General features: G+C 70.2%; 36 protein-coding genes and 1 pseudogene. 35 read left to right on the top strand and 2 right to left on the bottom strand.

The features are described from left to right. Positions 1-3: 3 nt before the first annotated feature. The 28 genes and pseudogenes from rplB to DDP54_RS04525 all read left to right on the top strand — a co-directional run. Positions 4-843 (top strand): 50S ribosomal protein L2, encoded by an 840-nt coding sequence (gene rplB, locus DDP54_RS04660; RefSeq protein ID WP_109130757.1) that lies wholly within the window; start codon positions 4-6, stop codon positions 841-843. Positions 844-855: 12 nt separating this feature from the next. Next, the gene (rpsS, locus tag DDP54_RS04655) at positions 856-1,137 is read left to right on the top strand and encodes a 30S ribosomal protein S19 (protein WP_109130756.1); all 282 of its coding nucleotides are present in this window, start codon (positions 856-858) and stop codon (positions 1,135-1,137) included. Positions 1,138-1,193: 56 nt separating this feature from the next. Beyond that, a complete protein-coding gene (rplV, locus tag DDP54_RS04650) occupies positions 1,194-1,565 on the top strand; it encodes a 50S ribosomal protein L22 (protein WP_109130755.1) in 372 nt (123 codons plus the stop codon). Beyond that, entirely contained in the window at positions 1,565-2,401 is an 837-nt protein-coding gene (gene rpsC, locus DDP54_RS04645; RefSeq protein ID WP_109130754.1) for a 30S ribosomal protein S3, read from the top strand. The genes rplV and rpsC overlap by 1 nt, the downstream gene beginning before the upstream one ends. A gap of 2 nt (positions 2,402-2,403) precedes the next feature. Beyond that, a complete protein-coding gene (gene rplP, locus DDP54_RS04640; RefSeq protein ID WP_109130753.1) occupies positions 2,404-2,820 on the top strand; it encodes a 50S ribosomal protein L16 in 417 nt (138 codons plus the stop codon). After that, complete coding sequence (rpmC, locus tag DDP54_RS04635; protein WP_109130752.1) at positions 2,820-3,059, top strand: 50S ribosomal protein L29; 240 nt, start codon at positions 2,820-2,822, stop codon at positions 3,057-3,059. The genes rplP and rpmC overlap by 1 nt, the downstream gene beginning before the upstream one ends. A gap of 7 nt (positions 3,060-3,066) precedes the next feature. Continuing rightward, positions 3,067-3,372, top strand: a complete 306-nt coding sequence (rpsQ, locus tag DDP54_RS04630) for a 30S ribosomal protein S17 (protein ID WP_277949582.1) — start codon at positions 3,067-3,069, stop codon at positions 3,370-3,372. 133 nt (positions 3,373-3,505) lie between these two features. Then, positions 3,506-3,874, top strand: a complete 369-nt coding sequence (rplN, locus tag DDP54_RS04625; protein ID WP_109130751.1) for a 50S ribosomal protein L14 — start codon at positions 3,506-3,508, stop codon at positions 3,872-3,874. 2 nt (positions 3,875-3,876) lie between these two features. Continuing rightward, a complete protein-coding gene (gene rplX / locus DDP54_RS04620; RefSeq protein ID WP_109130750.1) occupies positions 3,877-4,218 on the top strand; it encodes a 50S ribosomal protein L24 in 342 nt (113 codons plus the stop codon). Continuing rightward, the gene (rplE, locus tag DDP54_RS04615) at positions 4,218-4,802 is read left to right on the top strand and encodes a 50S ribosomal protein L5 (RefSeq protein WP_109130749.1); all 585 of its coding nucleotides are present in this window, start codon (positions 4,218-4,220) and stop codon (positions 4,800-4,802) included. Before rplX ends, rplE begins: the two co-directional genes overlap by 1 nt. A gap of 2 nt (positions 4,803-4,804) precedes the next feature. After that, a complete protein-coding gene (locus DDP54_RS04610; RefSeq protein WP_109130748.1) occupies positions 4,805-4,990 on the top strand; it encodes a type Z 30S ribosomal protein S14 in 186 nt (61 codons plus the stop codon). A 74-nt stretch (positions 4,991-5,064) separates the two neighbouring features. Continuing rightward, complete coding sequence (gene rpsH, locus DDP54_RS04605; RefSeq protein ID WP_109130747.1) at positions 5,065-5,463, top strand: 30S ribosomal protein S8; 399 nt, start codon at positions 5,065-5,067, stop codon at positions 5,461-5,463. Between the two features lie 24 nt (positions 5,464-5,487). Continuing rightward, on the top strand, positions 5,488-6,027 hold the full coding sequence (gene rplF, locus DDP54_RS04600; RefSeq protein ID WP_109130746.1) for a 50S ribosomal protein L6: 540 nt from the start codon (positions 5,488-5,490) through the stop codon (positions 6,025-6,027). A gap of 3 nt (positions 6,028-6,030) precedes the next feature. Then, positions 6,031-6,402, top strand: a complete 372-nt coding sequence (gene rplR / locus DDP54_RS04595) for a 50S ribosomal protein L18 (protein WP_109130745.1) — start codon at positions 6,031-6,033, stop codon at positions 6,400-6,402. Positions 6,403-6,442: 40 nt separating this feature from the next. Then, complete coding sequence (gene rpsE / locus DDP54_RS04590) at positions 6,443-7,090, top strand: 30S ribosomal protein S5 (RefSeq protein ID WP_109130744.1); 648 nt, start codon at positions 6,443-6,445, stop codon at positions 7,088-7,090. After that, a complete protein-coding gene (gene rpmD, locus DDP54_RS04585; RefSeq protein WP_109130743.1) occupies positions 7,090-7,272 on the top strand; it encodes a 50S ribosomal protein L30 in 183 nt (60 codons plus the stop codon). Before rpsE ends, rpmD begins: the two co-directional genes overlap by 1 nt. Before the next feature lie 2 nt (positions 7,273-7,274). Next, a complete protein-coding gene (rplO, locus tag DDP54_RS04580; RefSeq protein ID WP_109130742.1) occupies positions 7,275-7,919 on the top strand; it encodes a 50S ribosomal protein L15 in 645 nt (214 codons plus the stop codon). 182 nt (positions 7,920-8,101) lie between these two features. Beyond that, entirely contained in the window at positions 8,102-9,400 is a 1,299-nt protein-coding gene (gene secY, locus DDP54_RS04575; RefSeq protein WP_109130741.1) for a preprotein translocase subunit SecY, read from the top strand. Further along, entirely contained in the window at positions 9,397-9,975 is a 579-nt protein-coding gene (locus tag DDP54_RS04570; RefSeq protein WP_109130740.1) for an adenylate kinase, read from the top strand. The genes secY and DDP54_RS04570 overlap by 4 nt, the downstream gene beginning before the upstream one ends. 13 nt (positions 9,976-9,988) lie before the next feature. Continuing rightward, the gene (map, locus tag DDP54_RS04565; protein ID WP_109130739.1) at positions 9,989-10,828 is read left to right on the top strand and encodes a type I methionyl aminopeptidase; all 840 of its coding nucleotides are present in this window, start codon (positions 9,989-9,991) and stop codon (positions 10,826-10,828) included. 554 nt (positions 10,829-11,382) lie between these two features. After that, positions 11,383-12,210, top strand: a complete 828-nt coding sequence (locus tag DDP54_RS04560; protein WP_146192360.1) for an LPXTG cell wall anchor domain-containing protein — start codon at positions 11,383-11,385, stop codon at positions 12,208-12,210. A gap of 375 nt (positions 12,211-12,585) precedes the next feature. Next, positions 12,586-12,807, top strand: a complete 222-nt coding sequence (gene infA / locus DDP54_RS04555) for a translation initiation factor IF-1 (protein WP_024286981.1) — start codon at positions 12,586-12,588, stop codon at positions 12,805-12,807. 61 nt (positions 12,808-12,868) lie between these two features. Next, positions 12,869-12,982, top strand: a complete 114-nt coding sequence (gene rpmJ / locus DDP54_RS04550; RefSeq protein WP_013117849.1) for a 50S ribosomal protein L36 — start codon at positions 12,869-12,871, stop codon at positions 12,980-12,982. A gap of 191 nt (positions 12,983-13,173) precedes the next feature. Then, complete coding sequence (gene rpsM / locus DDP54_RS04545) at positions 13,174-13,554, top strand: 30S ribosomal protein S13 (RefSeq protein WP_109130737.1); 381 nt, start codon at positions 13,174-13,176, stop codon at positions 13,552-13,554. 105 nt (positions 13,555-13,659) lie between these two features. Beyond that, the gene (gene rpsK / locus DDP54_RS04540) at positions 13,660-14,061 is read left to right on the top strand and encodes a 30S ribosomal protein S11 (protein ID WP_109130736.1); all 402 of its coding nucleotides are present in this window, start codon (positions 13,660-13,662) and stop codon (positions 14,059-14,061) included. Between the two features lie 137 nt (positions 14,062-14,198). Further along, on the top strand, positions 14,199-15,212 hold the full coding sequence (locus DDP54_RS04535) for a DNA-directed RNA polymerase subunit alpha (RefSeq protein ID WP_109130735.1): 1,014 nt from the start codon (positions 14,199-14,201) through the stop codon (positions 15,210-15,212). Between the two features lie 74 nt (positions 15,213-15,286). Next, positions 15,287-15,988, top strand: coding sequence for a 50S ribosomal protein L17 (gene rplQ / locus DDP54_RS04530; RefSeq protein ID WP_109130734.1), 702 nt, complete (start codon positions 15,287-15,289; stop codon positions 15,986-15,988). Positions 15,989-16,120: 132 nt separating this feature from the next. Further along, positions 16,121-16,654, top strand: a pseudogene (locus DDP54_RS04525) (alpha/beta fold hydrolase); the annotation flags it as partial. A gap of 194 nt (positions 16,655-16,848) precedes the next feature. Here DDP54_RS04525 and DDP54_RS04520 read toward each other — a convergent pair. After that, positions 16,849-17,640 (bottom strand): ROK family protein, encoded by a 792-nt coding sequence (locus DDP54_RS04520; protein ID WP_109130733.1) that lies wholly within the window; start codon positions 17,638-17,640, stop codon positions 16,849-16,851. Between the two features lie 43 nt (positions 17,641-17,683). Here DDP54_RS04520 and truA point away from each other — a divergent pair, with 43 nt between their 5' ends. After that, entirely contained in the window at positions 17,684-18,583 is a 900-nt protein-coding gene (gene truA, locus DDP54_RS04515; protein WP_109130732.1) for a tRNA pseudouridine(38-40) synthase TruA, read from the top strand. A gap of 9 nt (positions 18,584-18,592) precedes the next feature. Here the strand turns inward: truA and DDP54_RS04510 are convergent, their stop codons facing one another. Then, complete coding sequence (locus DDP54_RS04510) at positions 18,593-19,045, bottom strand: DUF5709 domain-containing protein (protein WP_109130731.1); 453 nt, start codon at positions 19,043-19,045, stop codon at positions 18,593-18,595. Positions 19,046-19,128: 83 nt separating this feature from the next. On the opposite strand from DDP54_RS04510, the gene DDP54_RS04505 reads away from it, so the two are divergent. From DDP54_RS04505 to DDP54_RS04480, 6 genes are all read left to right on the top strand, one after another. Next, positions 19,129-20,811 (top strand): ATP-binding cassette domain-containing protein, encoded by a 1,683-nt coding sequence (locus DDP54_RS04505; protein ID WP_109130730.1) that lies wholly within the window; start codon positions 19,129-19,131, stop codon positions 20,809-20,811. 297 nt (positions 20,812-21,108) lie between these two features. Beyond that, positions 21,109-21,552 carry a 50S ribosomal protein L13 gene (gene rplM, locus DDP54_RS04500; protein WP_109130729.1) on the top strand — a complete coding sequence of 148 codons (444 nt, stop codon included), beginning with the start codon at positions 21,109-21,111 and terminating at the stop codon, positions 21,550-21,552. A 49-nt stretch (positions 21,553-21,601) separates the two neighbouring features. Next, positions 21,602-22,090, top strand: coding sequence for a 30S ribosomal protein S9 (gene rpsI, locus DDP54_RS04495; RefSeq protein WP_109130728.1), 489 nt, complete (start codon positions 21,602-21,604; stop codon positions 22,088-22,090). Between the two features lie 166 nt (positions 22,091-22,256). Further along, on the top strand, positions 22,257-23,606 hold the full coding sequence (gene glmM, locus DDP54_RS04490; protein ID WP_109130727.1) for a phosphoglucosamine mutase: 1,350 nt from the start codon (positions 22,257-22,259) through the stop codon (positions 23,604-23,606). 26 nt (positions 23,607-23,632) lie between these two features. Next, positions 23,633-24,265, top strand: coding sequence for a peptide deformylase (locus DDP54_RS04485; RefSeq protein WP_242448430.1), 633 nt, complete (start codon positions 23,633-23,635; stop codon positions 24,263-24,265). Positions 24,266-24,506: 241 nt separating this feature from the next. Further along, a complete protein-coding gene (locus tag DDP54_RS04480) occupies positions 24,507-25,214 on the top strand; it encodes a DedA family protein (protein WP_109130726.1) in 708 nt (235 codons plus the stop codon). Positions 25,215-25,415 lie beyond the last annotated feature (201 nt).

The following is a 25,415-nucleotide window of genomic DNA, read 5'->3' as shown; positions in this document are numbered from 1 at the left end:
CCCATGGGAATCCGTAAGTACAAGCCGACGACGCCAGGGCGCCGCGGCGCCAGCGTGGCCGACTTCGCTGAGATCACGCGCTCCACGCCGGAGAAGTCGTTGGTTCGTCCGCTGCACAAGACCGGTGGCCGCAACGCCACCGGCCGTGTCACGATGCGCCACCAGGGCGGCGGGCACAAGCGCGCCTACCGCCTGATCGACTTCCGTCGCCACGACAAGGACGGCGTGCCGGCCAAGGTCGCTCACATCGAGTACGACCCCAACCGCACGGCGCGCATCGCGCTGCTGCACTACGCGGACGGCGAGAAGCGCTACATCATCGCGCCGAACAAGCTGTCGCAGGGTGACGTGGTCGAGGCCGGAGCCGGCGCCGACATCAAGCCCGGCAACAACCTGCCGCTCCGCAACATCCCGACCGGTACGGTCATCCACGCCATCGAGCTCAAGCCCGGCGGCGGCGCGAAGATCGCCCGTTCGGCTGGTGCCTCGGTGCAGCTCGTCGCCAAGGACGGCCCCTTCGCGCAGCTCCGGCTGCCGTCGGGCGAGATCCGCAACGTCGACCTGCGTTGCCGCGCGACGATCGGCGAGGTCGGCAACGCCGAGCAGTCGAACATCAACTGGGGCAAGGCCGGCCGGATGCGCTGGAAGGGCAAGCGCCCCTCCGTCCGCGGTGTCGCCATGAACCCGGTCGACCACCCGCACGGTGGTGGCGAGGGCAAGACGTCCGGTGGACGTCACCCCGTCAGCCCGTGGGGACAGTCCGAGGGTCGCACCCGCCGTCCGAACAAGCCGAGCGACAAGCTCATCGTGCGCCGTCGGCGCACCGGCAAGAACAAGCGCTGATAGGAGCCTGAGATGCCACGCAGCCTGAAGAAGGGCCCGTTCGTCGACGGCCATCTGCAGAAGAAGGTCGACGTCCAGAACGAGAAGGGGACCAAGAACGTCATCAAGACGTGGTCCCGCCGGTCGGTCATCACGCCCGACTTCCTCGGTCACACGTTCGCGGTGCACGACGGGCGCAAGCACACGCCCGTGTTCGTCACCGAGTCGATGGTCGGCCACAAGCTGGGCGAGTTTGCCCCCACGCGGACGTTCCGCGGCCACGAGAAGGACGACCGGAAGGGACGTCGCCGCTGACCTCCGGGTCAGCCAGGTGATGTCCCTGACGGCAGAGACAAGAAGGCAGGACAGCAATGGAAGCCAAGGCGAAGGCGCGGTTCGTCCGCGTCACGCCCCAGAAGGCCCGGCGCGTCGTGGACCTCGTCCGTGGCAAGCAGGCCGCCGAGGCCGTGGCGGTGCTGAAGTTCGCGCCGCAGGCTGCTGGGGCGACGGTCCTCAAGGTCGTCGAGAGCGCGATCGCGAACGCCCGTGAAGCCGCCAAGCGTGCGGGGGAGCGGCTCGATGAGGCCGACCTCTTCGTGTCGGAGGTCTTCGTGGACGAGGGGCCCACGCTCAAGCGGTTCCGTCCGCGGGCGCAGGGGCGTGCCAGCCAGATCCTCAAGCGCACCAGCCACATCACCGTGGTTGTTGCAGAGCGCGAGCGCACGAAGGGAAGTGCCCGATAGTGGGACACAAGGTCAACCCGCTCGGGTATCGCCTGGGCATCACGACAGACCACCGTTCGCGTTGGTTCGCTGACTCCACCAAGCCGGGGCAGCGCTACCGCGACTACGTCGGCGAGGACGTGAAGATCCGTAAGCTCATGAACACGGGTCTGGAGCGCGCCGGCATCGCCAAGGTCGAGATCGAGCGCACGCGTGACCGCGTCCGCGTCGACATCCACACCGCCCGCCCGGGCATCGTCATCGGGCGTCGTGGCGCGGAGGCCGACCGCATCCGCGGCGAGCTCGAGAAGCTCACGGGCAAGCAGGTCCAGCTGAACATCCTCGAGGTCAAGAACGCCGAGATCGAGTCGCAGCTGGTCGCCCAGGGCATCGCCGAGCAGCTCGCGAGCCGCGTCTCGTTCCGTCGCGCCATGCGCAAGGGCATGCAGAGCGCCCAGCGCGCGGGTGCCAAGGGCATCCGGGTGCAGGTCTCCGGTCGCCTCGGCGGCGCTGAGATGAGCCGGACCGAGTTCTACCGCGAAGGTCGTGTGCCGCTGCACACGCTGCGCGCCTACATCGACTACGGCTTCTACGAGGCTCGTACGACGTTCGGCCGCATCGGCGTGAAGGTCTGGATCTACAAGGGCGACATGACGGAGAAGGAGTTCGCCCGCGAGCAGGCGACCCAGGCTCCCCGTCAGCAGCGTGGCCCGCGTCCCGAGCGTGCCGGCGAGCGTCCTGCCCGTGGCGCCGCTCCGCGTCGCACCGACCGCAGCGATGCCCCGGCCGACGCAGCGTCGACCGATGCACCTGCTGTTGAGGCGGCTCCCGCCCCTGAGTCCGGAACGGAGGCCTGACCGTGCTGATCCCGCGGAGGCTGAAGCACCGCAAGCAGCACCACCCGGGGCGCTCCGGCGCCGCTACCGGTGGCACGGAGATCTCGTTCGGTGAGTACGGCATCCAGGCGCTTGCGCCTGCCTACGTCACGAACCGTCAGATCGAGGCTGCTCGTATCGCGATCACCCGCCACATCAAGCGTGGTGGAAAGGTCTGGATCAACATCTACCCGGACCGTCCCATCACGAAGAAGCCTGCCGAGACCCGCATGGGTTCCGGCAAGGGTTCGCCGGAGTGGTGGATCGCCAACGTCAAGCCGGGTCGAGTTCTCTTCGAGCTCGCCGGTGTCCCGGAGCCCCTGGCTCGTGAGGCCATGCGCCTCGCGCAGCACAAGCTCCCGATGAAGACCCGTTTTGTGGTTCGCGAGGGTGGTAACTGATGGCTATCGGCACCAAGGACCTGGCTCCTACCGAGCTGGATGCCTTCGACGACGAGCGACTTGTCGCCGAGCTGAAGAAGGCCAAGGAGGAGCTCTTCAACCTCCGCTTCCAGTCGGCGACGGGCCAGCTCGAGAGCCACGGGCGGCTCAAGGCTGTGCGCCGCGACATCGCCCGGATCTACACGATCCTGCGCGAGCGCGAGCTCGGCATCCGTACTGCCCCGAGCGCGAGCGAGTGAGGTCACGATGAGCGCAAACACCGAGAACGAGAAGGTCGAGCAGACCACGGCAGCTGCCGTGGACCGCAAGGACCGCAAGTCGCGACGCGGATACGTCGTCAGCGACAAGATGCAGAAGACCGTGGTGGTCGAGGTCGAGGACCGGGTCAAGCACCCGCTCTACGGCAAGGTCATCCGACGCACGAGCAAGGTCAAGGTGCACGACGAGGCCGGCACAGCCGGCGTCGGCGACCTCGTCCTCATCATGGAGACCCGCCCGCTGTCGGCGACCAAGCGCTTCCGCCTGGTGGAGATCCTCGAGAAGGCCAAGTAGTCCGTAGTACTCAGAGTTGCCCACGGGAGTGGCAGGTGCGTAGGCACCAGGTCGCTCGACGTGTGCACGACGGCAACTATCCGTTCGGCCAGGCTCGCACCGCGAGAACCGGCAGACGTCAGGAGTTCAGCAGATGATTCAGCAGGAGTCGCGACTTCGTGTCGCCGACAACACGGGTGCCAAGGAGATTCTTTGCATCCGCGTTCTCGGTGGCTCGGGCCGTCGCTATGCCGGAATTGGCGACACGATCGTCGCCACCGTCAAGGACGCGATCCCGGGCGGCAACGTCAAGAAGGGCGATGTGGTCAAGGCCGTCATCGTCCGGACCAAGAAGGAGCGTCGGCGTCCCGACGGTTCGTACATCAAGTTCGACGAGAACGCGGCCGTGATCCTCAAGAGCGACGGTGAGCCTCGTGGCACGCGCATCTTCGGCCCGGTGGGCCGCGAGCTGCGTGACAAGAAGTTCATGAAGATCATCTCGCTCGCGCCGGAGGTGCTCTGACCATGGCGAAGATCAAGAAGGGCGACCTCGTGGTCGTCATCTCGGGCCGCGACAAGGGCCAGCAGGGTCGCGTGCTGCAGGTTCTCATCGAGACGCAGCGCGTCGTCGTCGAGGGCGTCCAGCGTGTCACCAAGCACACGAAGGTCGGCCAGTCGCAGCGCGGCACCACCACAGGCGGCATCGAGACGATCGAGGCCCCCATCCACATCAGCAACGTGATGCTGGTGGACCCGGAGACGAAGAAGGGCACCCGGGTCGGCTACCGCACCGAGCAGGTCGAGCGCGACGGCCGTACCCGCACTGTCCGGGTCCGCGTCGCCAAGCGCTCCGGTAAGGACATCTGATGACCGCTATCGACGAGAACACCCCCGCGGTCGAGGTTTCCCAGCCGCGCCTGAAGACGCGCTACGCCGAGGAGATCGTCCCGGCGCTGCACGAGGAGTTCAAGCACGCCAACGTCAACCAGGTCGCGCGCCTCGTGAAGGTCGTCGTGAACATGGGTGTCGGAGACGCCGCCAAGGACTCCAAGCTCATGGACGGCGCTGTGCGCGACCTGACCCAGATCACGGGCCAGAAGCCGCAGGTGACCAAGGCCCGCAAGTCCATCGCGCAGTTCAAGCTGCGTGAGGGGATGCCGATCGGCGCGCACGTCACGCTGCGCGGCGACCGTGCCTGGGAGTTCCTGGACCGTCTCCTGTCGACCGCGCTGCCGCGCATCCGCGACTTCCGCGGGCTCTCGGCGAAGCAGTTCGACGGGCACGGCAACTACACGTTCGGCCTCACGGAGCAGTCGATGTTCCACGAGATCGATCAGGACAAGATCGACCGAGTGCGCGGCATGGACATCACTGTCGTGACGACCGCGACGACAGACGATGAGGGCCGCTCGCTTCTGAAGCGTCTCGGCTTCCCCTTCAAGGAGGACTGACAATGGCGAAGACCGCCCTGATCCAGAAGGCAGCCGCGACCCCGAAGTTCAAGGTCCGCGCCTACACGCGGTGCCAGCGCTGCGGACGTCCGCACGCTGTGTATCGCAAGTTCGGGCTCTGCCGCATCTGCGTGCGCGAGATGGCGCACCGCGGCGAGCTCCCCGGCGTGACCAAGAGCAGCTGGTAACCAACGACGTCGTAGGTCTGGACCGCGTCTCGCGACGCGGTCCAGATACCCCGATGAGAGAGGGCTGAAGCCCCATGACGATGACCGACCCGATCGCAGACCTGCTGACACGTCTGCGTAATGCGAACTCGGCGCACCACGACTCGGTAACCATCCCGTACTCGAAGCTGAAGTCGCACATCGCTGAGATCCTGCAGGCCGAGGGCTACATCGCGAGCTGGAAGGTTGAGGACGCCCCCGTAGGCAAGTACCTCATCATCGAGCTCAAGTACGGCCCCAACCGTGAGCGCTCGCTCGCCGGCATCAAGCGCGTGTCCAAGCCGGGCCTGCGCGTGTACGCCAAGTCGACCAACCTGCCCAAGGTCCTCGGAGGCCTGGGCGTGGCGATCCTGTCCACGTCCTCTGGTCTCCTGACCGACAAGCAGGCCGCCAAGAAGGGCGTGGGTGGGGAAGTCCTCGCCTACGTCTGGTAAGTCCGAGACGGAAAGGAGCTAGCCATGTCTCGTATCGGCAGAATCCCCGTCCCGGTCCCGGCCGGCGTGGATGTCAAGATCGACGGCGCCGTGGTGACGGTCCAGGGGCCCAAGGGCACCCTGGCGCACACGGTTGCCACCCCTATCGAGGTCGCGCGTGATGACGCAGGCGCTCTCGTGGTCACGCGTCCGAACGACGAGCGCGCTTCGCGCTCGCTGCACGGACTGACGCGCACGCTGCTGGCGAACCTCGTCATCGGTGTGACCGACGGCTACGAGAAGAAGCTCGAGATCGTCGGAACCGGTTACCGCGTCGCCGCGAAGGACGGTGGGCTCGAGTTCGCACTCGGGTTCAGCCACCCGGTCGCGGTCGCGGCCCCGGCCGGCATCACGTTCGCTGTCGAGAGCCCGACGAAGTTCTCGGTCATCGGCATCGACAAGCAGCAGGTCGGCGAGGTCGCCGCGAACATTCGCAAGATCCGCAAGCCTGAGCCCTACAAGGGCAAGGGCGTGCGGTACTCCGGCGAGAACGTGCGCCGCAAGGTCGGAAAGGCTGGGAAGTAAGCCATGGCGATCTCCATCAAGGGCAAGGGCAAGGCGATTGCCCGCGCGCGGCGGCACCTGCGTCTGCGCAAGAAGGTCAGCGGCAGCGCGGCGCGTCCGCGTCTCGTCGTGACGCGCTCCGCACGGCACATCACGGCGCAGGTCGTGGACGACGGCGTCGGGCGGACTCTGGCCTCGGCCTCCACGCTCGAGGCGGACCTGCGGAGCCTCGGCGCCGACAAGACCGCCAAGGCCCGCAAGGTCGGCGAGCTCGTCGCCGAGCGCGCCAAGGCGGCCGGCATCGACTCGGTCGTGTTCGACCGCGGCGGCAACAAGTACCACGGCCGGGTGGCGGCAGTCGCCGACGGGGCCCGCGAAGGCGGTCTGGCCCTGTGACGACGCTGTTCATCTCCGCATCGAAGAAGAGGACTCACTGATGGCTGCTCCTCAGCGCAGCAACACCGGGGCGCCTGCGGGCGGCACCGGAACCGGCGGGGGCGAGCGCCGCGACGGCGGTCGCCGTGACGGTGGCGGGCGTCGTGACGCCCCCGAGAAGAGCGCGTTCCTCGAGCGCGTCGTGACGATCAACCGCGTGGCCAAGGTCGTCAAGGGTGGCCGCCGGTTCAGCTTCACCGCGCTCGTCGTGGTGGGCGATGGTGACGGCACGGTCGGCGTCGGCTACGGCAAGGCCAAGGAGGTGCCTGCGGCAATCGCCAAGGGCGTCGAGGAGGCCAAGAAGAACTTCTTCAAGGTTCCTCGCATCCAGGGCACGATTCCTCACCCGGTCCAGGGTGAGGCAGCTGCCGGTGTCGTCTTCCTCCGTCCGGCGTCGCCGGGTACCGGTGTGATCGCCGGCGGTCCGGTGCGCGCGGTGCTGGAGTGCGCCGGCATCCACGACGTGCTCAGCAAGTCGCTCGGGTCGACGAACTCGATCAACATCGTGCACGCCACGGTTGCGGCGCTGCACGGCCTCGAGCTCCCCGAGCAGGTCGCCGCACGTCGCGGCCTGCCGGTCGAGCACGTCGCGCCGGCGTCGCTGCTCCGGGCGCAAGCCGCGGGCATCGCTGCGAAGGCGGGTGTCTGATGGCTCGTCTGAAGGTGACCCAGACCAGGTCCGCCATCGGCGGCAAGCAGAACCAGCGCGACACGCTGCGTTCCTTGGGCCTGAAGCGGATCGGCGACGTCGTCGTCAAGGAGGACCGTCCTGAGATCCGCGGCATGGTGACCACGGTGACGCACCTTGTTGCGGTAGAGGAGGTCGAGTGACGATGGCTGACGACAAGAAGGCCGCTGACGACGCCGTGGTGAAGACCCCGGCGAAGAAGGCTCCGGCCAAGAAGGCTGTGGCTGCGGAGTCCGCCGAGAAGGCGGCCCCCAAGGCCAAGGCCACAGCCGCCGCTGCGTCGAAGCCCGCCAAGGCTCCGGCCAAGGCGGCGACGGCGAAGGCGGCAGCTGAGGAGGTGTCCTCCGGCGGAACGCTGAAGATGCACCACCTGCGTCCGGCTCCCGGCGCCAAGACCGCCAAGACCCGCGTGGGTCGTGGCGAGGCGTCCAAGGGCAAGACGGCTGGTCGCGGTACCAAGGGGCAGGCGGCGCGCTACCAGATCCCGGACCGCTTCGAGGGCGGGCAGATGCCGTTGCACATGCGGCTGCCCAAGCTCCGCGGCTTCAAGAACCCGTTCCGCACCGAGTACCAGGTCGTGAACCTGGACGCGCTGTCGGACCTGTACCCGAACGGTGGCACCGTGACGGTCGACGACCTCGTCGCCAAGGGCGCTGTCCGCAAGGGCAAGCTCGTCAAGGTGCTGGGTACGGGCGAGATCACGGTCAAGCTCAGCGTGGACGTCGACGCGTACTCGACGTCGGCCAAGGACAAGATCCTGGCCGCCGGCGGGAGCGTCGCGCAGGACTGATCGCATGACGGGGTCGGCAGGGACACAGTTCCTGCCGGCCCCGTTGTCGCATCGGTGGGTTTCTCCGTTAGGGTTCCCGGGGCGCCCCGGCACGATCTCGTAGTGGACGCGGTGCCAGGGGACGCTTCACGACCGGGTCAGCCGGTCGTACGACACACCGCCACGGCGGAGCAGGAGGACAGGTGCTCAGCGCATTCGTGCGGGCGTTCAGGACGCCCGATCTGCGGCGCAAGCTGCTCTTCACGATCGGCATCATGGTCGTCTTCCGGATCGGTTCGTTCCTGCCGACCCCGGGCGTGTCCTACACCAACGTCCAGGCCTGCATCGCCCAGAGCGCCGACAGCAACACGCTGCTCGGCCTCGTCAACCTCTTCAGCGGCGGCGCCCTGCTGCAGCTGTCGGTGTTCGCGCTCGGCATCATGCCGTACATCACGGCGAGCATCATCGTCCAGCTCCTGCGCGTGGTCATCCCGCACTTCGAGGCGCTGCACCAGGAGGGTCAGTCCGGCACGGCGACCCTCACGCAGTACACGCGCTACCTGACGATCGGTCTCGCGATCCTGCAGTCGACGACGGTCATCACGGTCGCGCGCAGCGGGAACCTGTTCCAGAACTGCACCGTCGACGTGATCCCCAACGACACGCCGGTCACGATCGCGATCATGGTTCTGACCATGACGGCGGGTACCGGCCTGATCATGTGGCTCGGTGAGCTCATCACCGAGCACGGCGTCGGCAACGGCATGTCGCTCCTCATCTTCACGTCCATCGCTGCGCGCTTCCCGACCGCCCTCTGGTCGATCGCCGGTGGTGCGGGCGGCGTCGGCAAGTTCATCATCGTCATGGCGGTCGTGATCCTGGTCGTGGCCCTGGTCGTCTTCGTCGAGCAGTCGCAGCGCCGTATCCCCGTGCAGTACGCCAAGCGGATGGTCGGGCGGCGCATGTACGGCGGCACGAGCACCTACATCCCGATCAAGATCAACATCGCCGGCATCATCCCGGTGATCTTCGCGTCGTCGCTCCTCGCGGTCCCGGGCCTGATCGCTCAGTTCGCGGACAAGACACAGCCCTGGGTCGTGTGGCTCACCAACAACGTCGCGACGTCGAGCGCGCCCCTGCACCTCGTCCTGTACTCGCTCCTGATCATCTTCTTCTGCTACTTCTACACGGCCATCACGTTCAACCCGGACGAGGTCGCCGACAACATGAAGAAGTACGGCGGGTTCATCCCGGGCATCCGGGCGGGCCGGCCGACGGCCGAGTACCTCGACTTCGTCATCTCGAGGATCACGGCGCCGGGGTCGATCTACCTGGCCCTCGTCGCACTCGTCCCGACGATCACCTTCATCGTGCTGGGCGTGGGGACGAACATCCCGTTCGGCGGGTCGTCGATCCTGATCGTCGTCGGTGTCGGTCTCGAGACCGTCAAGCAGATCGAGTCGCAGCTGCAGCAGCGGCACTACGAGGGGTTCCTGCGATGAGCGCACGTCTGGTCCTGCTGGGTCCGCCCGGAGCCGGCAAGGGGACGCAGGCCGTGCGGCTCGCCGAGAGCCTGGGCGTCCCCGCGATCTCGACGGGCGACATCTTCCGGGCGAACATCAAGGGCGGCACGGCCCTGGGCCTCAAGGTGCAGGAGTACACGTCCGCCGGTGCGCTCGTCCCCGACGAGCTCACGAACGCGATGGTGCGGGACCGGCTCGCCGAGCCCGACGTCGAGGGCGGGTTCCTGCTCGACGGCTACCCGCGGAACGTCGCGCAAGTCGCAGAGCTCGATGACATCCTCACGTCGACCGGTCGCTCGCTGGACGTCGCCGTCGAGATCACCGCGGACGCCGCGGCCGTGGTCGACAGGCTCCTCAAGCGAGCCGAGATCGAAGGACGCGCCGACGACACCGAGTCCGTCGTCCGCCATCGGCTCGACGTCTACGCGGAGCAGACGGCGCCCATCGCGGGCGTGTACGCCTCGCGCGACCTGCTGGTGCAGGTGGACGGCATCGGCGCGGTCGACGAGGTGACGCAGCGACTGCTCGCGGCGATCGCCCCGTACGTCGGCTGACGCAGCGCGGTCCATGTTCGGCCACGAGCGGATCGAGCTCAAGACGCCCGACCAGGTGCGGGTCATGCGGCGAGCCGGGCTCGTCGTCGCAGACGCGCTCGCTGCGGTGCGCGACGAGGTCCGTCCAGGGATGACGACCGCCGACCTCGACGCGATCGCTGCGGCGGTCATCGCGGCAGCGGGGGCCACGCCGTCGTTCCTCGGGTATGACGGGTATCCCGCGACGGTGTGCGTCTCGGTCAACGACGAGGTCGTCCACGGCATCCCCGGTCCGCGCGTGCTCGAGCCCGGCGACGTCGTCTCGGTCGACTGCGGAGCGATCGTCGACGGGTGGCACGGCGACTCGGCTCTGACCGTGGTCCTGGCCGATGCCGACCCGGCGGACGTCGCCCTCAGCGACGCGGCCGAGCGTGCGATGTGGGCCGGCATCGCCGCGCTCGCGACCTCCGACCGCCTCGGTGCCGTGGGCGAGGCCGTGGAGGACGTCGTCGACGCGACCGACACCGCGCTCAACGGCGGTGCGCGCTACGGGGTCGTGGAGGAGTACGTGGGCCACGGGATCGGCACCGCGATGCACCAGCCCCCCGACGTGCTGAACTACCGCGCACGGGCGCGTGGGGCGCGTGTGCGCCCGGGTCTGTGCGTCGCGGTCGAGCCGATGCTCACCCGGGGCACCCAGGCGACCCAGGTGCTCGAGGACGACTGGACGGTCGTGACGGCGGACGGCTCACGAGCCGCGCACTGGGAGCACACCGTCGCCGTCCTCGAGTCCGGGATCTGGGTACTCACTGCTCGGGACGGCGGTGCCTCGCGTCTCGCGGAGCTCGGCGTCGCGGTCGCCCCGCTCGACTGACCGTCGCGGTCCTGCCACCGCTCGCTGAGTCGTGGCTGCCGTGCGGGCTGCACGCGGCGCGGGCAGCCCATCAGGATCGCCGCCCTGGTCAGGCGCCGTCTCCCGGCGAGAAGTGACGTGCGTCACGATGGGCGAAACGCCCATATTTGTCCGATCTGTTGGTTATGCTCCCAACTGCGCGAGGCGACCAGTCTGCGCACCGGGCACCCGTGACCTCGCACTCCGTGACGCTTGACGAGGGGCGCGTCTGCCCGCTCGCCGGATTCGCGCGCGCCGAGGCAGCGGTGCCCATCCGCAGGTCGGCCGGCGCAGTGGTGCGCCGAGTCGACTCACATCATGGTGATGGGTGAGACATGCGTCGCGAGTTGTTCACGCCAGTCGGCGACAGGGTTCAGCGGAACGCACGGGGACGAGCCCGTCTGGGCGCCCTGGCGGTGACGACGGCGCTGGGTCTGGTGGTCAGCGTCAGCGCGGCGCTTCCCGCAAGTGCGACGCGCGCGGGTGACGAGCGACCTGGCGGCAGCCGGACGCCAGTGGTGATCCCGTGCCAGGTCGTGGCGTCCACGGTGGTCGGCGGACTGGCGACGTTCACGGTCGGACCACGCGGCTGCGAGGGCCGGACCCCGCCGCTGTCGTTCTCGACCTACACGCTGAAGAACGGGCTGGTCCAGCCCTACGCGTCGCAGGTGGCGTTCGCGCACGCGACCGAGAACGGCGCGACCTACGGCGTCGGGAGCTACACGCTCGAGGCCGCGCTACCGGACTGCAACTGGCAGTCGGACCTGTACATCGGTCAGAGCCAGCTGAGCGCGCCCCACATCCACCCGCTCAGCGGCATGAACGTGGGCTGGGACTTCCGGGAGGGCCGCGTCTGCGCACCGGTCGAGAGCCCGTCACCGTCGGCGACGCCGTCGCCCACCGTGACGCCGTCCGCGACGCCGTCGCCCACCGTGACGCCGTCGCCGACGGTCACGCCGTCGCCCACCGTGACGCCGTCCGCGACGCCGTCGCCCACCGTGACGCCGTCGCCGACGGTCACGCCGTCGCCCACGATCACGCCGTCCGCGACCCCGTCGCCCACGGTGACACCGAACGTGAGCCCGTCGCCGACGGCGTCGCCGTCTGCCACCGTGACGCCGACTGCAGCGCCGTCGGTGACGCCCACCGCGACACCGACGTACCGCTCTGAGGTGCTGAGCGCGGGGGCCACCACCCCGACGCCGTCGCCGTCGACGACCTACGTGTCCGAGGTGCTCGACGCGCAGGCCAACCTCGCCGCGACGGGCTCGTCGACGGGTCCGGTGCTCGGCGCCGCCGCCGTGCTCCTCGTCGCAGGGGGGCTGCTCGTCACGCTGCGTCGCCGTTCCGGTCAGCGCCCCTGACCACGACCGGCAGGCGCGCTGCGCCGTGACGGACGCCGACGCCACCGGGTTGCTCGATCCCCGGTGGCGCCGGCGGTCGCATGTTCGCGCCTCCGCCGGTGCGTGCGCAGCGCAGGACGCTCGGCGAGGCCGGGACCCCGGGCCGGGACAGGCGTGCGTACCCGGGGCCGTTTCGTCCGGGCCCGCCGATGGCGTAGAATCGCCCGTTGGGTGTGTGTGCCCTGTGCTGTCCTGCCCCGGTGATCGGCCCCCGATCGGCCAGGGGCGGTGGCTGCACGTCAAGGTTCATGACCCTGCACGAATCCACGGAACGCACGAGTGGTCTCATCGTGGTCGACGTGGACTGGTTCATCCATCAGAGAGTTAGCGGAGGATATGGCAAAGAAGGACGGTGTCATCGAGATCGAAGGCAGCGTTGTCGAGGCCTTGCCGAACGCGATGTTTCGCGTGGAGCTGGCCAACGGCCACAGAGTGCTCGCCCACATCTCGGGCAAGATGCGTCAGCACTACATCCGGATCCTCCCCGAGGACCGCGTGGTCGTTGAGCTGAGCCCGTACGACCTGTCCCGCGGCCGGATCGTCTACCGCTACAAGTAACCGCCACTCGAACACGCCGTCGGTCCGGACCCCGGGCGCCGCGGCGGCGGAGGAACACGCAATGAAGGTCAAGCCCAGCGTCAAGAAGATCTGCGACAAGTGCAAGGTGATCCGCCGGCACGGTCGCGTCCAGGTGATCTGCGAGAACCTGCGCCACAAGCAGCGCCAGGGCTGATGCCCTGACGCTCGGGGCGCACCCGAGCAGCACCACCGGTCCCGGCCCCGGCCAGGACCAGCAAGCGCACCGCCACTCCGGCACCGGCCCTTCGGTCGGCACCGGTGCACCCTCGGTCGGAGGCCGAGGCCCGCAGCACGCGGGAGGGCAGTGCGGCAGACCTCCGATGCAGTACAGGAGTCACCAGACACATGGCACGTCTTGTCGGCGTCGACCTCCCCCGCGAGAAGCGGCTCGAGATCGCGCTCACCTACATCTACGGCGTCGGTCGTACCCGCGCGCACCAGACGCTGGCCGCGACGGGCATCAGCCCGGACCTCCGCGTCAAGGACCTCGACGACGCGACGCTCGTCGTCCTTCGTGACTACCTCGAGGGCAACTACAAGCTCGAGGGCGACCTCCGCCGCGAGGTTGCTGCGGACATCCGCCGCAAGGTCGAGATCGGTTGCTACCAGGGCCTGCGGCACCGCCGTGGCCTTCCCGTGCACGGACAGCGCACCAAGACCAACGCGCGTACCCGCAAGGGTCCGAAGCGCACCGTCGCCGGCAAGAAGAAGGCCGGCCGGAAGTAGCACCGGCGCAGGGCCCGGTCGGCGCAGCACGCGCCGCCGCCCACGCGTCGGGACCACCGACATCACGACCCTGGCGACAGCCGGAGAACGAGAGAGAAACCGCAGATGCCCCCGAAGACTCGTGCAGCAGTTCGCAAGCCGCGCCGCAAGGAGAAGAAGAACGTCTCCCACGGCCAGGCGCACATCAAGAGCACGTTCAACAACACCATCGTCTCCATCACCGACCCCTCGGGTGCCGTGATCGCCTGGGCCTCGTCGGGCCAGGTCGGCTTCAAGGGCTCGCGCAAGTCGACGCCGTTCGCCGCCCAGCTCGCTGCTGAGGCTGCCGCGCGTCGTGCGCAGGAGCACGGCATGAAGAAGGTCGACGTCTTCGTCAAGGGCCCCGGCTCGGGCCGCGAGACCGCGATCCGCTCGCTCCAGGCGACCGGCCTCGAGGTCGGCTCGATCCAGGACGTCACCCCGCAGGCGCACAACGGCTGCCGCCCGCCGAAGCGTCGCCGGGTCTGATCTCGAGCAGGCGGTCCGGCGCGAGGAGACCTCGCGCCGGACCGCCCGGACTTGCCTGACCGGGTAGACCGAGACCTGGCCGGGTTGCAGTACTGCGCGGCGTCATATGGCGGACGCCCGCTGAGAGGAAGCACACCGTGCTCATCGCACAGCGCCCCACCCTGACCGAAGAGGTCATCTCGGAGTACCGCTCGCGGTTCTCCATCGAGCCCCTCGAGCCTGGCTTCGGCTACACGCTCGGCAACTCGCTGCGTCGGACCCTGCTCTCCTCGATCCCGGGGGCCGCAGTCACGTCCATCCGCGTCGACGGAGTCCTGCACGAGTTCTCGACGATCCCGGGCGTGAAGGAAGACGTCACCGAGATCATCCTCAACATCAAGCAGCTCGTGGTCTCCTCGGAGAACGACGAGCCCGTCGTCATGTACCTGCGCAAGCAGGGTGGCGGCGCCGTCACGGCTGCGGACATCGTCCCGCCGGCGGGCGTCGAGGTGCACAACCCCGACCTCCACCTCGCGACGATCAACGAGAAGGGCAAGCTCGAGATCGAGCTCACGGTCGAGCGCGGCCGCGGGTACGTCTCGGCGAACCAGAACAAGTCCTACGACGCCGAGATCGGCCGCGTGCCGGTCGACTCGATCTACTCGCCGGTCCTCAAGGTGACCTACAAGGTCGAGGCGACGCGTGTCGAGCAGCGGACCGACTTCGACAAGCTCATCGTCGACGTCGAGACGAAGCAGGCCATCAGCCCCCGCGACGCGCTCGCGTCGGCCGGCCGGACGCTCGTCGAGCTGTTCGGGCTCGCCCGCGAGCTCAACGTCGAGGCCGAGGGCATCGAGATCGGCCCGTCGCCGACGGACGCCGCTCTCGCCGCTGACCTCGCACTGCCGATCGAGGACCTGCAGCTGACGATCCGGTCCTACAACTGCCTCAAGCGCGAGGGCATCCACTCGGTGGGCGAGCTCGTGGCGCGCAGCGAGGCCGACCTCCTCGACATCCGCAACTTCGGTGCGAAGTCGATCACCGAGGTCAAGGAGAAGCTTGCCGAGCTCGGCCTGTCGCTCAAGGACAGCCCGCTCGACTTCGACCCGACCGCCGCCGCCGGTTACTACGACGCCGACGAGGGTGACTTCACCGAGGACGAGCAGTACTGACGCCGGGGGATGCGCGGAACCCCTCGTCGGGTGCCGCGCGTAGCCCATCACTGGAACGCAAGGAGCAATAGATCATGCCTACGCCCACCAAGGGTCCCCGCCTCGGTGGCGGTCCGGCGCACGAGCGGCTGATCCTGGCCAACCTGGCCACGTCACTGTTCGAGCACAAGCGCATCACGACGACCGAGGCCAAGGCCAAGCGCCTTCGCCCGCTCGCCGAGCGGCTCATCACGTTCGCGAAGCGTGGAGACCTGCACGCGCGCCGCCGCGTCATGACCGTCGTTCGGGACAAGTCCGTCGTCCACGCGCTGTTCACCGAGATCGCCCCCGCAGTCGCGGAGCGTCAGGGTGGCTACACCCGCATCACGAAGATCGGTGCCCGTAAGGGCGACAACGCGCCCATGGCCGTGATCGAGCTCGTCCTCGAGCCGCTCTCGCCGAAGCAGGCTGTCGTCAAGGAGGCCGAGAAGGCCGCCAAGAAGTCGGCCCCGAAGAAGGCCGCCCCGGCGACCGTCGTCGACGCGCCGGCCGAGGTCGTCGAGGAGTCCGCGAGCACCCAGCCGTACGGCGAGGGCTCGTACAAGGGCGAGGACGTGCCCGAGGGCTTCACGGTCAAGGGCAACGAGGACTCGATGAAGTACCACGTCGAGGGCTCGCAGTGGTACGACGCGACCGTCGCCGAGGTCTGGTTCGCGACGGCCGAGGCCGCCGAGGCCGCTGGCTTCGTGCCGGCCGGTGGCGCCAAGGCGCAGGCCGCCGACACCGAAGAGGCCTGAGCAGCACCAGCACGACACGCACGACGGCCCGGCCGGGGACAGATCCCCTGCCGGGCCGTCGTCGTCTCGACGCTAACCTCGGACGGGGACCAGGCCGCCGGTCGGGTCTGCTGCGACCCGTGCGGAGGCGTGATGGCCGCTGAGCTGCCCGTCGTGTTCCTGCACGGCCTGCGTACCTCGCGCACGATGTGGCGCGCCCAGGTGGCGGCCGTCGAGGCGGTCGGTCACCCGGCGGTCGCGGTCGACCTGCCGGGGCACGGTCGGCGGTGCGGCGAGCGGTTCACGTGGGACGGCGCCATCGACGCGGTCACCCGCGGTGTGGACGACGTCGGAGGCCGAGCGCTCGTGGTGGGGCTCTCGCTCGGCGGCTACGTGGGGATCGCGCATGCCGCGCGCCATCCGGGGCAGGTCGCCGGCCTCGTCGTTGCCGCCTGCTCGACGCGGCCGCTGCGACCGCTCGTCGGTGCGTGGGAGCTCGCGGTCCGGGCCATCGCCCGCCTGCCCGACGAGGGCGCGCGACTGAACCAGCTGATGGTCGACCTCGCGCTGCCGCCGGCGGGGGCGCGTGACGTCGGAGCGGGCGGGTTCGCCCTCGACGTGGGCCGGGACGTGCTGCGCGCCGTGTCCGCGGCCCGGCCGGTCGACGACCTGGCCCGCATCGACGTGCCGGTGTGGCTCGTCAACGGGCGGTACGACCACTTCCGGGGGAGGAGCGTCGCTACCTGGCGGCGTGCCGGGACGGTCGCCTCGTCGTCGTTCCGGGCGCCACCCACCTGGTCAGCCTCGTCGCCCCCGTACGGTTCACACGCGTGGTCCTCGAGGCTCTGGACGCGCTGCAGCGGTGAGGGGCGCCGGGCGCGTCACACCGACGAGCGAAGCTCCCACGCGCGGACGCCACCGACGATGCCGGCCTGGTTCGGGACGACGACGACGTCGTCGCCGAGACGTTCGAGCGCCTGCGGGATGATCCGGCGCGAGTTCCCGCCGCCCAGGTAGAGCCGGTCCCAGCAGAACACGGGCCGCAGGCCCTCGACGGCCCGGCGGACACGACCGGACCAGCGGGGGTCGCCCAGCCTGGCCCGCTCGATCTCACCGATGTAGGAGTCGTAGGTCGTGCCGCGCCGGATCGGTGCGTGCGAGAGCTCGAGGTGCGGGGCGAGGACTCCGCCGTCGAACAGCGCCGAGCCCAGGCCGGTCCCGAGAGTCAGGACGAGCTCGACCCCGGTCCCCGAGATGACGCCGGCACCGTGGACCTCGGCGTCGTTGAGGACGAGGGTCGGGACGCCGAGGCGGCGCTCGAGCGCGGCGCGGATGTCGTAGCCGGCCCAGCTGACGACGAGTGCCGGGTCGACGCGGGTGTGCGGACCGGCCGTGGTGACGTAGTGCGGCGTCGCGACGACGACACCGTGCCGGATCATGCCCGGCATGCCGACCGTGAGCCGATCGGCGCGGGGGAGCCGGGCGGCGATCTCGGCGACCGTCTCGATGAGCAGGGCGGGCGGCAGCGGGTAGGGGGTGGGCACCCGGATCGGTGGCGCGTGCAGCGTGCCGGCCGCATCCAGGACCGACGCCTTGATGCCGCTGCCGCCGCAGTCGACGGCGAGCGTGAAGACGGGTCGGCCGCTCGGGGCGACCGGGGTGCTCGATGTCACCTGCTCACGGTAGCGGGGGCCGGAGCGGGCTACCGTGTCGGGCGTGAACACGGTACGGCTCCGACTCGACCTCGCCTACGACGGCACCCGGTTCGCCGGCTGGGCGGTGCAGCCGGCGCTGCGCACCGTCCAGGGAGTGCTCGAGGAGGCGCTCGCGACGGTGCTGCACCTCGACCACCTGCGGGTCACGGTCGCCGGGCGCACTGACGCCGGCGTGCACGCGCGGGGTCAGGTGGCGCACGTCGACGTGCCGGTCGACACCTGGCTCGCGGTCCCCGGGCGGTCGTCACGCAGCGCCGAGGACGTCCTCGTCACGCGGCTCGGTGGGCTGCTGCCTCCGGACGTCGTCGCGCACCGCGTCAGCGTCGCCCACCCGGGCTTCGACGCCCGCTTCTCGGCGCTGCGCCGCCGCTACGTCTACCGCGTGTGCGACGACGCGACGTTGCGCGACCCGCTGCGGCGGTCCCACGTCCTGTGGCACTCCCACCAGCTCGACGACGAGGCGATGGACGCGGCCGCGCGGGCGCTGCTCGGACGCCACGACTTCGCGGCGTTCTGCAGGCCGCGGGTCGGGGCGACGACGATCCGCACGCTCGAGGTGCTGACCTGGCAGCGACCCGTCGACGGCCCCGACGCGGGACTCGTCGTCGCGCACGTGCAGGCCGACGCCTTCTGCCACAGCATGGTGCGCGCGCTCGTGGGCGCCAGCCTCGCGGTCGGGGAGGGGCGCCGACAGGTTCGCTGGCCCGCCGACCTGCTCGCCGGGAGGCAGCGCGACCCCGGGAACGTCGTGGTGCCCGCGCTGGGCCTCACGCTCGAGGAGGTCACCTACCCGCCGGACGACGAGCTCGCCGATCGCGCCGAACGGACGCGTGCGATCCGCTCGGCCGAGGACGTCGACTCGCTGCGCCGTGACCCGGACGCGGCGGTCGAGACCTGCTGACGCGCCGGATCAGGCCTCGTCGCCCTGGTCCTGGGTCTCGTCCTCCTCGGTCGTGTACTCCTCCTCGATGAGGTGCACCGCCGCCTCCTCGGCACTGGCGGCGCCGCCGGAGATCCCGGCGTCGACCGCGAACTCGTCGTTGCCGCCGGCCTCGACGGCCTGCTCGTCCGCGACGAGCCGTCCCGCACGGTCGGGCTCCCGCGCGGGGTCCATGCGCGGGTGGACGGTCCAGACCTCGGGCTCCTCCTCGGCGAGGCGCTGGTCGAGCGTCTCGCGGTGCAGCTGCTCCCACGCGGTCTCGCCGTAGTGGTTGGTGCGCGCTCGCTCCGGCGCGACGTACCCCTCGTCGAGGAGGTCGTCGACGCCGCGGTCAAGAAGCGTGTCCTCCATCGGCAGCTGGTCGCTGTCGTTCTCCGACCCACCGGTCAGGTCGTCGCCCGCGGAAGACGTGTCGTTGCTCATGACTCCACGATGGCACCACCCGGGCCACCCTGCTCGCGCTATGAGTTCGACGCGCTCGTAGGTCGCCAGGGACACTGGTCGGCGTGGGACACCTCGACATCAGCGCCGTGAGCTACTTCCTGCCCGACGGGCGGCCCCTCCTCGACGAGGTCGACCTGCGCGTGGCCGACGGCGCCAAGGTGGCGCTCGTGGGCCCCAACGGTGCGGGCAAGACCACGCTCCTGCGGATCGTGGCGGGCGACGAGGTCGCGCACGGCGGCACCGTGGTGCGCAGCGGCGGGCTGGGGATCATGCGCCAGATGGTCGGTCGCATCGACGACGGACGCTCGATCCGCGACCTGCTCGCGTCGCTGGCCCCGGCGGGCGTGCGTGATGCCGCCGTCGAGCTCGCGGCGGCGGAGACCGCGATCATGGAGGTCGACGACGAGCCCGCGCAGATGCGGTACGCCACGGCGCTCGTCGACTGGGCCGACGTGGGCGGCTACGAGGCCGAGGCGGGCTGGGACAAGGTGACCGACGCCGTGCTGTCGATCCCCTTCGACGCGGCGCAGTACCGCGAGGTGCGCACCCTGTCCGGCGGGGAGCAGAAGCGCCTGGTCCTCGAGGCGCTGCTGCGCGGGCCCGAGGAGGTCCTGCTGCTCGACGAGCCGGACAACTACCTCGACGTGCCGACGAAGCGGTGGCTCGAGACCCAGCTCGCGGCCTCGCCCAAGACCGTGCTGTACGTGAGCCACGACCGCGAGCTGCTCGCGCGCACCGCCACCCAGGTCGCGACGCTCGAGCCGACGGCGTCCGGTTCGAGCATCTGGGTGCACGGTGGCGGCTTCAGGAGCTACCCGCAGGCGCGCGAGGACCGGCGCTCGCGGCTCGAGGAGCTCCTGCGTCGCTGGGACGAGGAGCACGCGAAGCTCAAGGAGCTCGTGTTCACGCTCAAGAACAAGGCTGCCTTCAACGACGGGCTCGCGTCGCGCTACTCAGCGGCCCAGACGCGGCTGCGGAAGTTCGAGGAGGCGGGTCCGCCGCAGGTCATGGCGCGCGAGCAGAACGTCCGGGTCCGGCTGCGCGGTGGTCGGACGGCCAAGCGGGCCGTCGTCGCGACCGGCCTCGAGCTCACGGGGCTCATGGAGCCGTTCGACCTCGAGGTCTGGTTCGGCGAGCGCATCGCGGTCCTGGGCTCGAACGGCTCGGGCAAGTCGCACTTCCTCCGGCTGCTCGCGACCGGCGGCTCCGACCCCTCGCCCGAGCACGAGCCTGCGGGCGACGTGGACGTGACTCCTGTCGCCCACACGGGCCGGGTGGTGCTCGGGTCCCGGGTCCGGCCCGGCTGGTTCGCGCAGAACCACGACCACGCCGAGCTCGTCGGGCGCACGCTGCTCGAGATCCTGCACCGCGGCGACGGGCACCGGGCCGGCATGGGACGCGAGCCGGCCAGCAAGGCCCTCGACCGCTACGAGCTCGTCGCGGCGGCCGAGCAGGCGTACGAGACGCTGTCGGGTGGGCAGCAGGCGCGGTTCCAGATCCTGCTGCTCGAGCTCGGCGGCGCGACGCTGCTCCTGCTCGACGAGCCGACCGACAACCTCGACCTGCACTCCGCCGAGGCGCTCGAGGCCGGTCTCGAGGCGTTCGAGGGGACGGTCATGGCCGTGACGCACGACCGGTGGTTCGCGCGCGGCTTCGACCGGTTCCTGGTGTTCGGGGCGGACGGCGAGGTCGTCGAGACCCCCGAGGCCGTGTGGGACTCCGGTCGCGTCAAGCGCGCCCGGTGAGGGCGCGGGCCGCGGGGTGCGAGGGAGTGCCGCAGCGGAGCGTTTTGACCCTGCGGCACGGCGGCGGCTACTCTGGTGTGTCGTTGTGCGTCTCCCGTCCACACTGAGGCCGCTTCTGAGGATCGCAAGGAGCAGCTGCTCCCGGCAGATCCGCAGGCCGCAGTACGGACGGTCAGGTTCGGTGCTCCCACTCGCCGGCCCCCAGGGATGCTCCACCGACAGCACTCATCGGCGGGTCCGCCTCCTGCGGGCCATCGCTGTGGACACATCCAGCTATACGAAACGAAGGCTTAGACCGTGCGCACGTACACCCCGAAGCCCGGCGACGTCGAGCGGACCTGGCACATCATCGACGCGAACGATGTCGTCCTGGGTCGCCTGGCCACCCACGTGGCCACGTTGCTGCGCGGCAAGCACAAGGCGACCTTTGCTCCTCACGTCGACGGCGGCGACTTCGTCATCGTCATCAACGCGGAGAAGATCGCCCTCACCGGCAACAAGCGCGAGACCAAGCTCGCCTACCGTCACTCGGGCTACCCGGGCGGTCTGCGTGCGACCACCTACGCCGAGCTCCTCGAGAAGCACCCCGAGCGCGCGATCGAGAAGGCCGTCCGCGGCATGCTCCCGAAGAGCTCGCTCGCACGTGCCCAGCTCTCGAAGCTCAAGGTGTACGTCGGTTCGGAGCACCCGCACGCGGCCCAGCAGCCCAAGCCGTTCGTCATCACCCAGGTAGCGCAGTAGGCCTCGGCCACTGCCAGCATTCACGACACAGGACGCGAGGACACCACCAGTGGCCGAGACCACGGTCGACATCGACCTTGAGGGCGACGACACGCCCACCAGCTACACCTCTGAGACGGTTGCCCCCACGGGCCGCGGCCAGAGCATCACGGCGCCCGCCCAGGCGCTCGGCCGTCGCAAGGAGGCCATCGCACGCGTGCGCCTGGTCCCCGGCACCGGCCAGTGGAAGATCAACGGTCGCACGATCGAGGACTACTTCCCGAACAAGGTGCACCAGCAGCTCGTGAACTCGCCGCTGAAGCTGGTCGACGTCGAGGGTCGCTTCGACATCGTCGCCCGCATCACCGGCGGCGGCGTCAGCGGGCAGGCCGGCGCGCTGCGTCTCGGCATCGCCCGTGCGCTGAACAAGATCGACGAGGAAGCCAACCGCCCGGCACTGAAGAAGGCCGGCTTCCTGATGCGCGACTCGCGCGTCGTCGAGCGCAAGAAGGCCGGCCTGAAGAAGGCCCGCAAGGCACCGCAGTACTCCAAGCGCTGATCCCTGCGCGTGGGCCCGATGGCTCCGAAGGTCACCTCGACCTTCGGAGCCATCGGCATGTCACGGCGTCGTACCGTGTGACGAGCGGTCGGGCGCCGGAACGGACGAGGGTGGGGCACGGGCGACTGCACGAGCAGCTGCGCGGGAACGACGAAGGAGTCTGCTGATGGGTCGACTGTTCGGGACCGATGGGGTCCGAGGCCTCGCCAACCGCGACGTGACCGCCGAGCTCGCGCTCGGGCTGTCGGTCGCGGCCGCGCGGGTGCTCGCCGCGCAGGGACAGTTCGTCGGGCACCGCCCGCGGGCCATCGTGGGCCGCGACTCGCGCGTGTCCGGTGAGTTCCTCAGCGCCGCCGTGGCGGCCGGCCTGGCCAGCGCGGGCGTCGACGTGCTCGACGTCGGCGTGCTGCCGACGCCCGCGGTCGCCTACCTGACGGCCACCCTCGGCGTCGACCTCGGCGTGGTGCTCTCGGCCTCGCACAACGCGATGCCCGACAACGGGATCAAGTTCCTCGCGCGCGGCGGGCTCAAGCTGGACGACGACCTCGAGATCGAGATCGAGGACCTGCTCGGCCAGGAGTGGGCGCACCCGGTCGGTGCGGATGTCGGGCGGGTCCGGCTCGACAACGGCAGCGCCGGCACGTCCTACGTCAACCACCTCGTCTCCACGATCGACGTGGGCCTCACGGGCCTGCGCATCGCGGTGGACTGCGCGAACGGAGCCGCGAGCGCGGTCGGTCCGGAGGCCCTGCGGGCCGCAGGCGCGGACGTCGTCGTGATCAACGCCTCGCCCGACGGGCGCAACATCAACGAGAAGTGCGGCTCGACGCACCCCGAGCAGCTGCAGGCCGTCGTCGTCGCCTCCGAGGCGGACCTGGGCGTCGCGTTCGACGGGGACGCCGATCGCTGCCTCGCGGTCGACCACACGGGCCGGCTCGTTGACGGCGACCAGATCATGGGCGTCCTCGCGATCGCCATGCGGGAGAGCGGTCGGCTGGTGGACGACACGCTCGTCGCGACCGTCATGAGCAACCTCGGCCTCCGCCTCGCGATGACGGCCCAGGGCATCCGCACGCTCGTCACCGGTGTCGGCGACCGGTACGTCCTCGAGGCGATGCGCGCCGGCGGCTACTCGCTCGGTGGTGAGCAGTCGGGCCACGTCATCATGGCGGAGCACGCCACGACCGGCGACGGCGTTCTCACGGCTCTCCAGCTCGCCGCGCGCGTCGCCGGCACCGGCCGTAACCTCGCCAAGCTCGTGTCCACCGTGCAGCGGTTGCCGCAGACGCTCGTCAACGTCTCGGGCGTCGACCGCGCGCGCGCCGCGACGGACGACGTCCTCGCCGAGGCGGTGCGGACCTCGGAGGTCGAGCTCGGCGAGACAGGTCGGGTGCTGCTGCGACCGTCGGGCACCGAGCCGCTCGTGCGCGTCATGGTCGAGGCCGCGAGCCAGCCCGATGCGGACCGGATCGCCGGAAGACTGGCCGACATCGTCCGCGACCGCCTCGCGCTGTGAGCGTTCCCGCCTCCGCCGTGCGGGGGATCGTCGAGGCGCTGCTGGTCGAGGCCGCGCAGTCCCCGACCGGGACCGTCGGCATCGTCCAGGTCGGGCACCCCGTGCTGCGCGCGACGTCCGAGCTGTACGACGGGCAGCTGGACGACGCGACGCTCGCGGAGCTCGTGGCCGTCATGCAGCGCACGATGCGTCTGGCTCCCGGCGTGGGTCTCGCCGCCCCGCAGATCGGGCTGCCGCTCGCGATCGCCGTGATCGAGGACCCGGGGACGGTCGACGCCGAGATCGAGCGCGTGCGGGAGCGGCCCGTCCTGGGGTTCCGGGTGCTCGTCAACCCCCGGTACGAGCCCCTCGCGGGGAACGACGAGCGCGTCGACTTCTACGAGGGCTGCCTGAGCGTCGTCGGCTACCAGGCGGTGGTGCCGCGCCTGCGGGCCGTGCGGCTCACCGGCGCCGACGAGACGGGCGCCCCGCTCGACGAGGTCGTCACGGGGTGGCCCGCGCGCATCGTGCAGCACGAGACCGACCACCTCGGCGGGACGCTCTACCTCGACCGGGCGCGGCTGCGGTCGCTCGCGGCCTCGGACCGGCTCGGTGCCCACTGGGCGAGCGAGCCACGACCGGTCACGGCGGCGCGAGAGCTCGGCTTCGACCTGGCGTGACGTGCACGGGTTGACGCAGGCCACGGGCGTCGGGCGTCCGTCGTCCGGTGGACAGGCCCCGCGGCCCACGTCATCCGCCGGGGGGACGACGCGCTGCCCCGCCGCAGGGCAGGGTCAGGTCAGGGACAGGCAAGGGTCGGTTCAGGGTCATGCCGTGTTCCGCGCGGACCCGCACCGCCCTACCGTAGAGATCGACGTCCCGACCGGTCCCCACCCACCCGATCCCTGGAGCTGATGCACGGTGCTCGAGCACTGGATCCTTGCGCTCGCCGGTTCGCCGTGGGTCTTCGTCGCGCTGTACGCGTTCGCCACGATCGACGGGTTCTTCCCGCCGATCCCGAGCGAGTCGGTCGTCATCGGGCTCGCGGCGCTCTCGGCGTCGACCGGTGCGCCGGCGATCGCCCTGCTGATCCCGGTCGCTGCGCTCGGCGCGTTCACGGGCGACCAGATCGCGTACACGATCGGCACCAAGGTCGACCTGCACAGCCTGCGGCTGTTCCGGGGACGCAACGGGCGCAAGGCGCTCGCGTGGGCCGAGAACGCGCTCGCGCACCGCGGGTCGTCGTTCATCCTCGCAGCGCGGTACATCCCGATCGGCCGGGTCGCGGTCAACATGTCCGCCGGCGCACTCGGCTTCCCCCGGCGCCGGTTCGTCGGTCTGACCGCGCTCGCCGGCCTCACGTGGGCGGCGTACGGCACCGCGATCGGCATCGGCGCGGGGGCCTGGCTCAAGGGGCACCCCGTCGTCGCCATCGCTGTCGGGATCGCTGTCGGGGTCGTCGTCGGCCTGGTGATCGACTGGGCGCTGCGCCGGTTCCTGCCCGCGGGGGACGAGCCGGTCGCGCTGGACCAGAGGCGGGCCGAGCAGCCCGCGCCCGGCCGGCCCGCGGACCCAGGTGCGGGGACCGTGGCGCCGGCCACGGAGCCGCGTCCGGCGGCCGGTACGTAGGTCCCGATCGTCACATCGCGTCGAGCCCAGGTCGGCGCCGACGGTCACGTCCACGCAACGATCCGTGCTGGCGGCTAACGATCTGGTCTCGCCGCGGTCTGCGGCCACCAGTCGTGCCTACGCTCGACGCCGGGGGCACAACGTGGTCGTCCCCTGCACCGCTCCGCAGGTCGTCGTCGTGGCCGTCAGCCCGCTCCTCGT

The sequence above is a fragment of the Cellulomonas sp. WB94 genome, assembly GCF_003115775.1.
Lineage (GTDB): Bacteria > Actinomycetota > Actinomycetes > Actinomycetales > Cellulomonadaceae > Cellulomonas_A.
The sequence above is the reverse complement of the archived record's forward strand: the minus strand, read 5'-3'. Positions and strand labels throughout refer to the sequence as shown.

Bases quoted from the DNA above. Each gene is read 5' to 3' on its own strand.
- rplQ (WP_109130734.1), top strand. From the start codon at position 15,287: ATGCCTACGCCCACCAAGGGTCCCCGCCTCGGTGGCGGTCCGGCGCAC.
- rpmC (WP_109130752.1), top strand. From the start codon at position 2,820: ATGGCTATCGGCACCAAGGACCTGGCTCCTACCGAGCTGGATGCCTTC.
- rplB (WP_109130757.1), top strand. From the start codon at position 4: ATGGGAATCCGTAAGTACAAGCCGACGACGCCAGGGCGCCGCGGCGCC.
- rpmJ (WP_013117849.1), top strand. From the start codon at position 12,869: ATGAAGGTCAAGCCCAGCGTCAAGAAGATCTGCGACAAGTGCAAGGTG.
- rpsK (WP_109130736.1), top strand. From the start codon at position 13,660: ATGCCCCCGAAGACTCGTGCAGCAGTTCGCAAGCCGCGCCGCAAGGAG.
- rplO (WP_109130742.1), top strand. From the start codon at position 7,275: ATGGCTGACGACAAGAAGGCCGCTGACGACGCCGTGGTGAAGACCCCG.
- DDP54_RS04570 (WP_109130740.1), top strand. From the start codon at position 9,397: ATGAGCGCACGTCTGGTCCTGCTGGGTCCGCCCGGAGCCGGCAAGGGG.
- rplX (WP_109130750.1), top strand. From the start codon at position 3,877: ATGGCGAAGATCAAGAAGGGCGACCTCGTGGTCGTCATCTCGGGCCGC.
- glmM (WP_109130727.1), top strand. From the start codon at position 22,257: ATGGGTCGACTGTTCGGGACCGATGGGGTCCGAGGCCTCGCCAACCGC.
- rpmD (WP_109130743.1), top strand. From the start codon at position 7,090: ATGGCTCGTCTGAAGGTGACCCAGACCAGGTCCGCCATCGGCGGCAAG.
- map (WP_109130739.1), top strand. From the start codon at position 9,989: ATGTTCGGCCACGAGCGGATCGAGCTCAAGACGCCCGACCAGGTGCGG.
- DDP54_RS04510 (WP_109130731.1), bottom strand. From the start codon at position 19,045: ATGAGCAACGACACGTCTTCCGCGGGCGACGACCTGACCGGTGGGTCG.
- rpsH (WP_109130747.1), top strand. From the start codon at position 5,065: ATGACGATGACCGACCCGATCGCAGACCTGCTGACACGTCTGCGTAAT.
- rplR (WP_109130745.1), top strand. From the start codon at position 6,031: ATGGCGATCTCCATCAAGGGCAAGGGCAAGGCGATTGCCCGCGCGCGG.
- rplN (WP_109130751.1), top strand. From the start codon at position 3,506: ATGATTCAGCAGGAGTCGCGACTTCGTGTCGCCGACAACACGGGTGCC.
- infA (WP_024286981.1), top strand. From the start codon at position 12,586: ATGGCAAAGAAGGACGGTGTCATCGAGATCGAAGGCAGCGTTGTCGAG.
- rpsE (WP_109130744.1), top strand. From the start codon at position 6,443: ATGGCTGCTCCTCAGCGCAGCAACACCGGGGCGCCTGCGGGCGGCACC.
- rpsQ (WP_277949582.1), top strand. From the start codon at position 3,067: ATGAGCGCAAACACCGAGAACGAGAAGGTCGAGCAGACCACGGCAGCT.
- rplE (WP_109130749.1), top strand. From the start codon at position 4,218: ATGACCGCTATCGACGAGAACACCCCCGCGGTCGAGGTTTCCCAGCCG.
- rpsM (WP_109130737.1), top strand. From the start codon at position 13,174: ATGGCACGTCTTGTCGGCGTCGACCTCCCCCGCGAGAAGCGGCTCGAG.
- DDP54_RS04610 (WP_109130748.1), top strand. From the start codon at position 4,805: ATGGCGAAGACCGCCCTGATCCAGAAGGCAGCCGCGACCCCGAAGTTC.
- rplF (WP_109130746.1), top strand. From the start codon at position 5,488: ATGTCTCGTATCGGCAGAATCCCCGTCCCGGTCCCGGCCGGCGTGGAT.
- rplV (WP_109130755.1), top strand. From the start codon at position 1,194: ATGGAAGCCAAGGCGAAGGCGCGGTTCGTCCGCGTCACGCCCCAGAAG.
- rpsS (WP_109130756.1), top strand. From the start codon at position 856: ATGCCACGCAGCCTGAAGAAGGGCCCGTTCGTCGACGGCCATCTGCAG.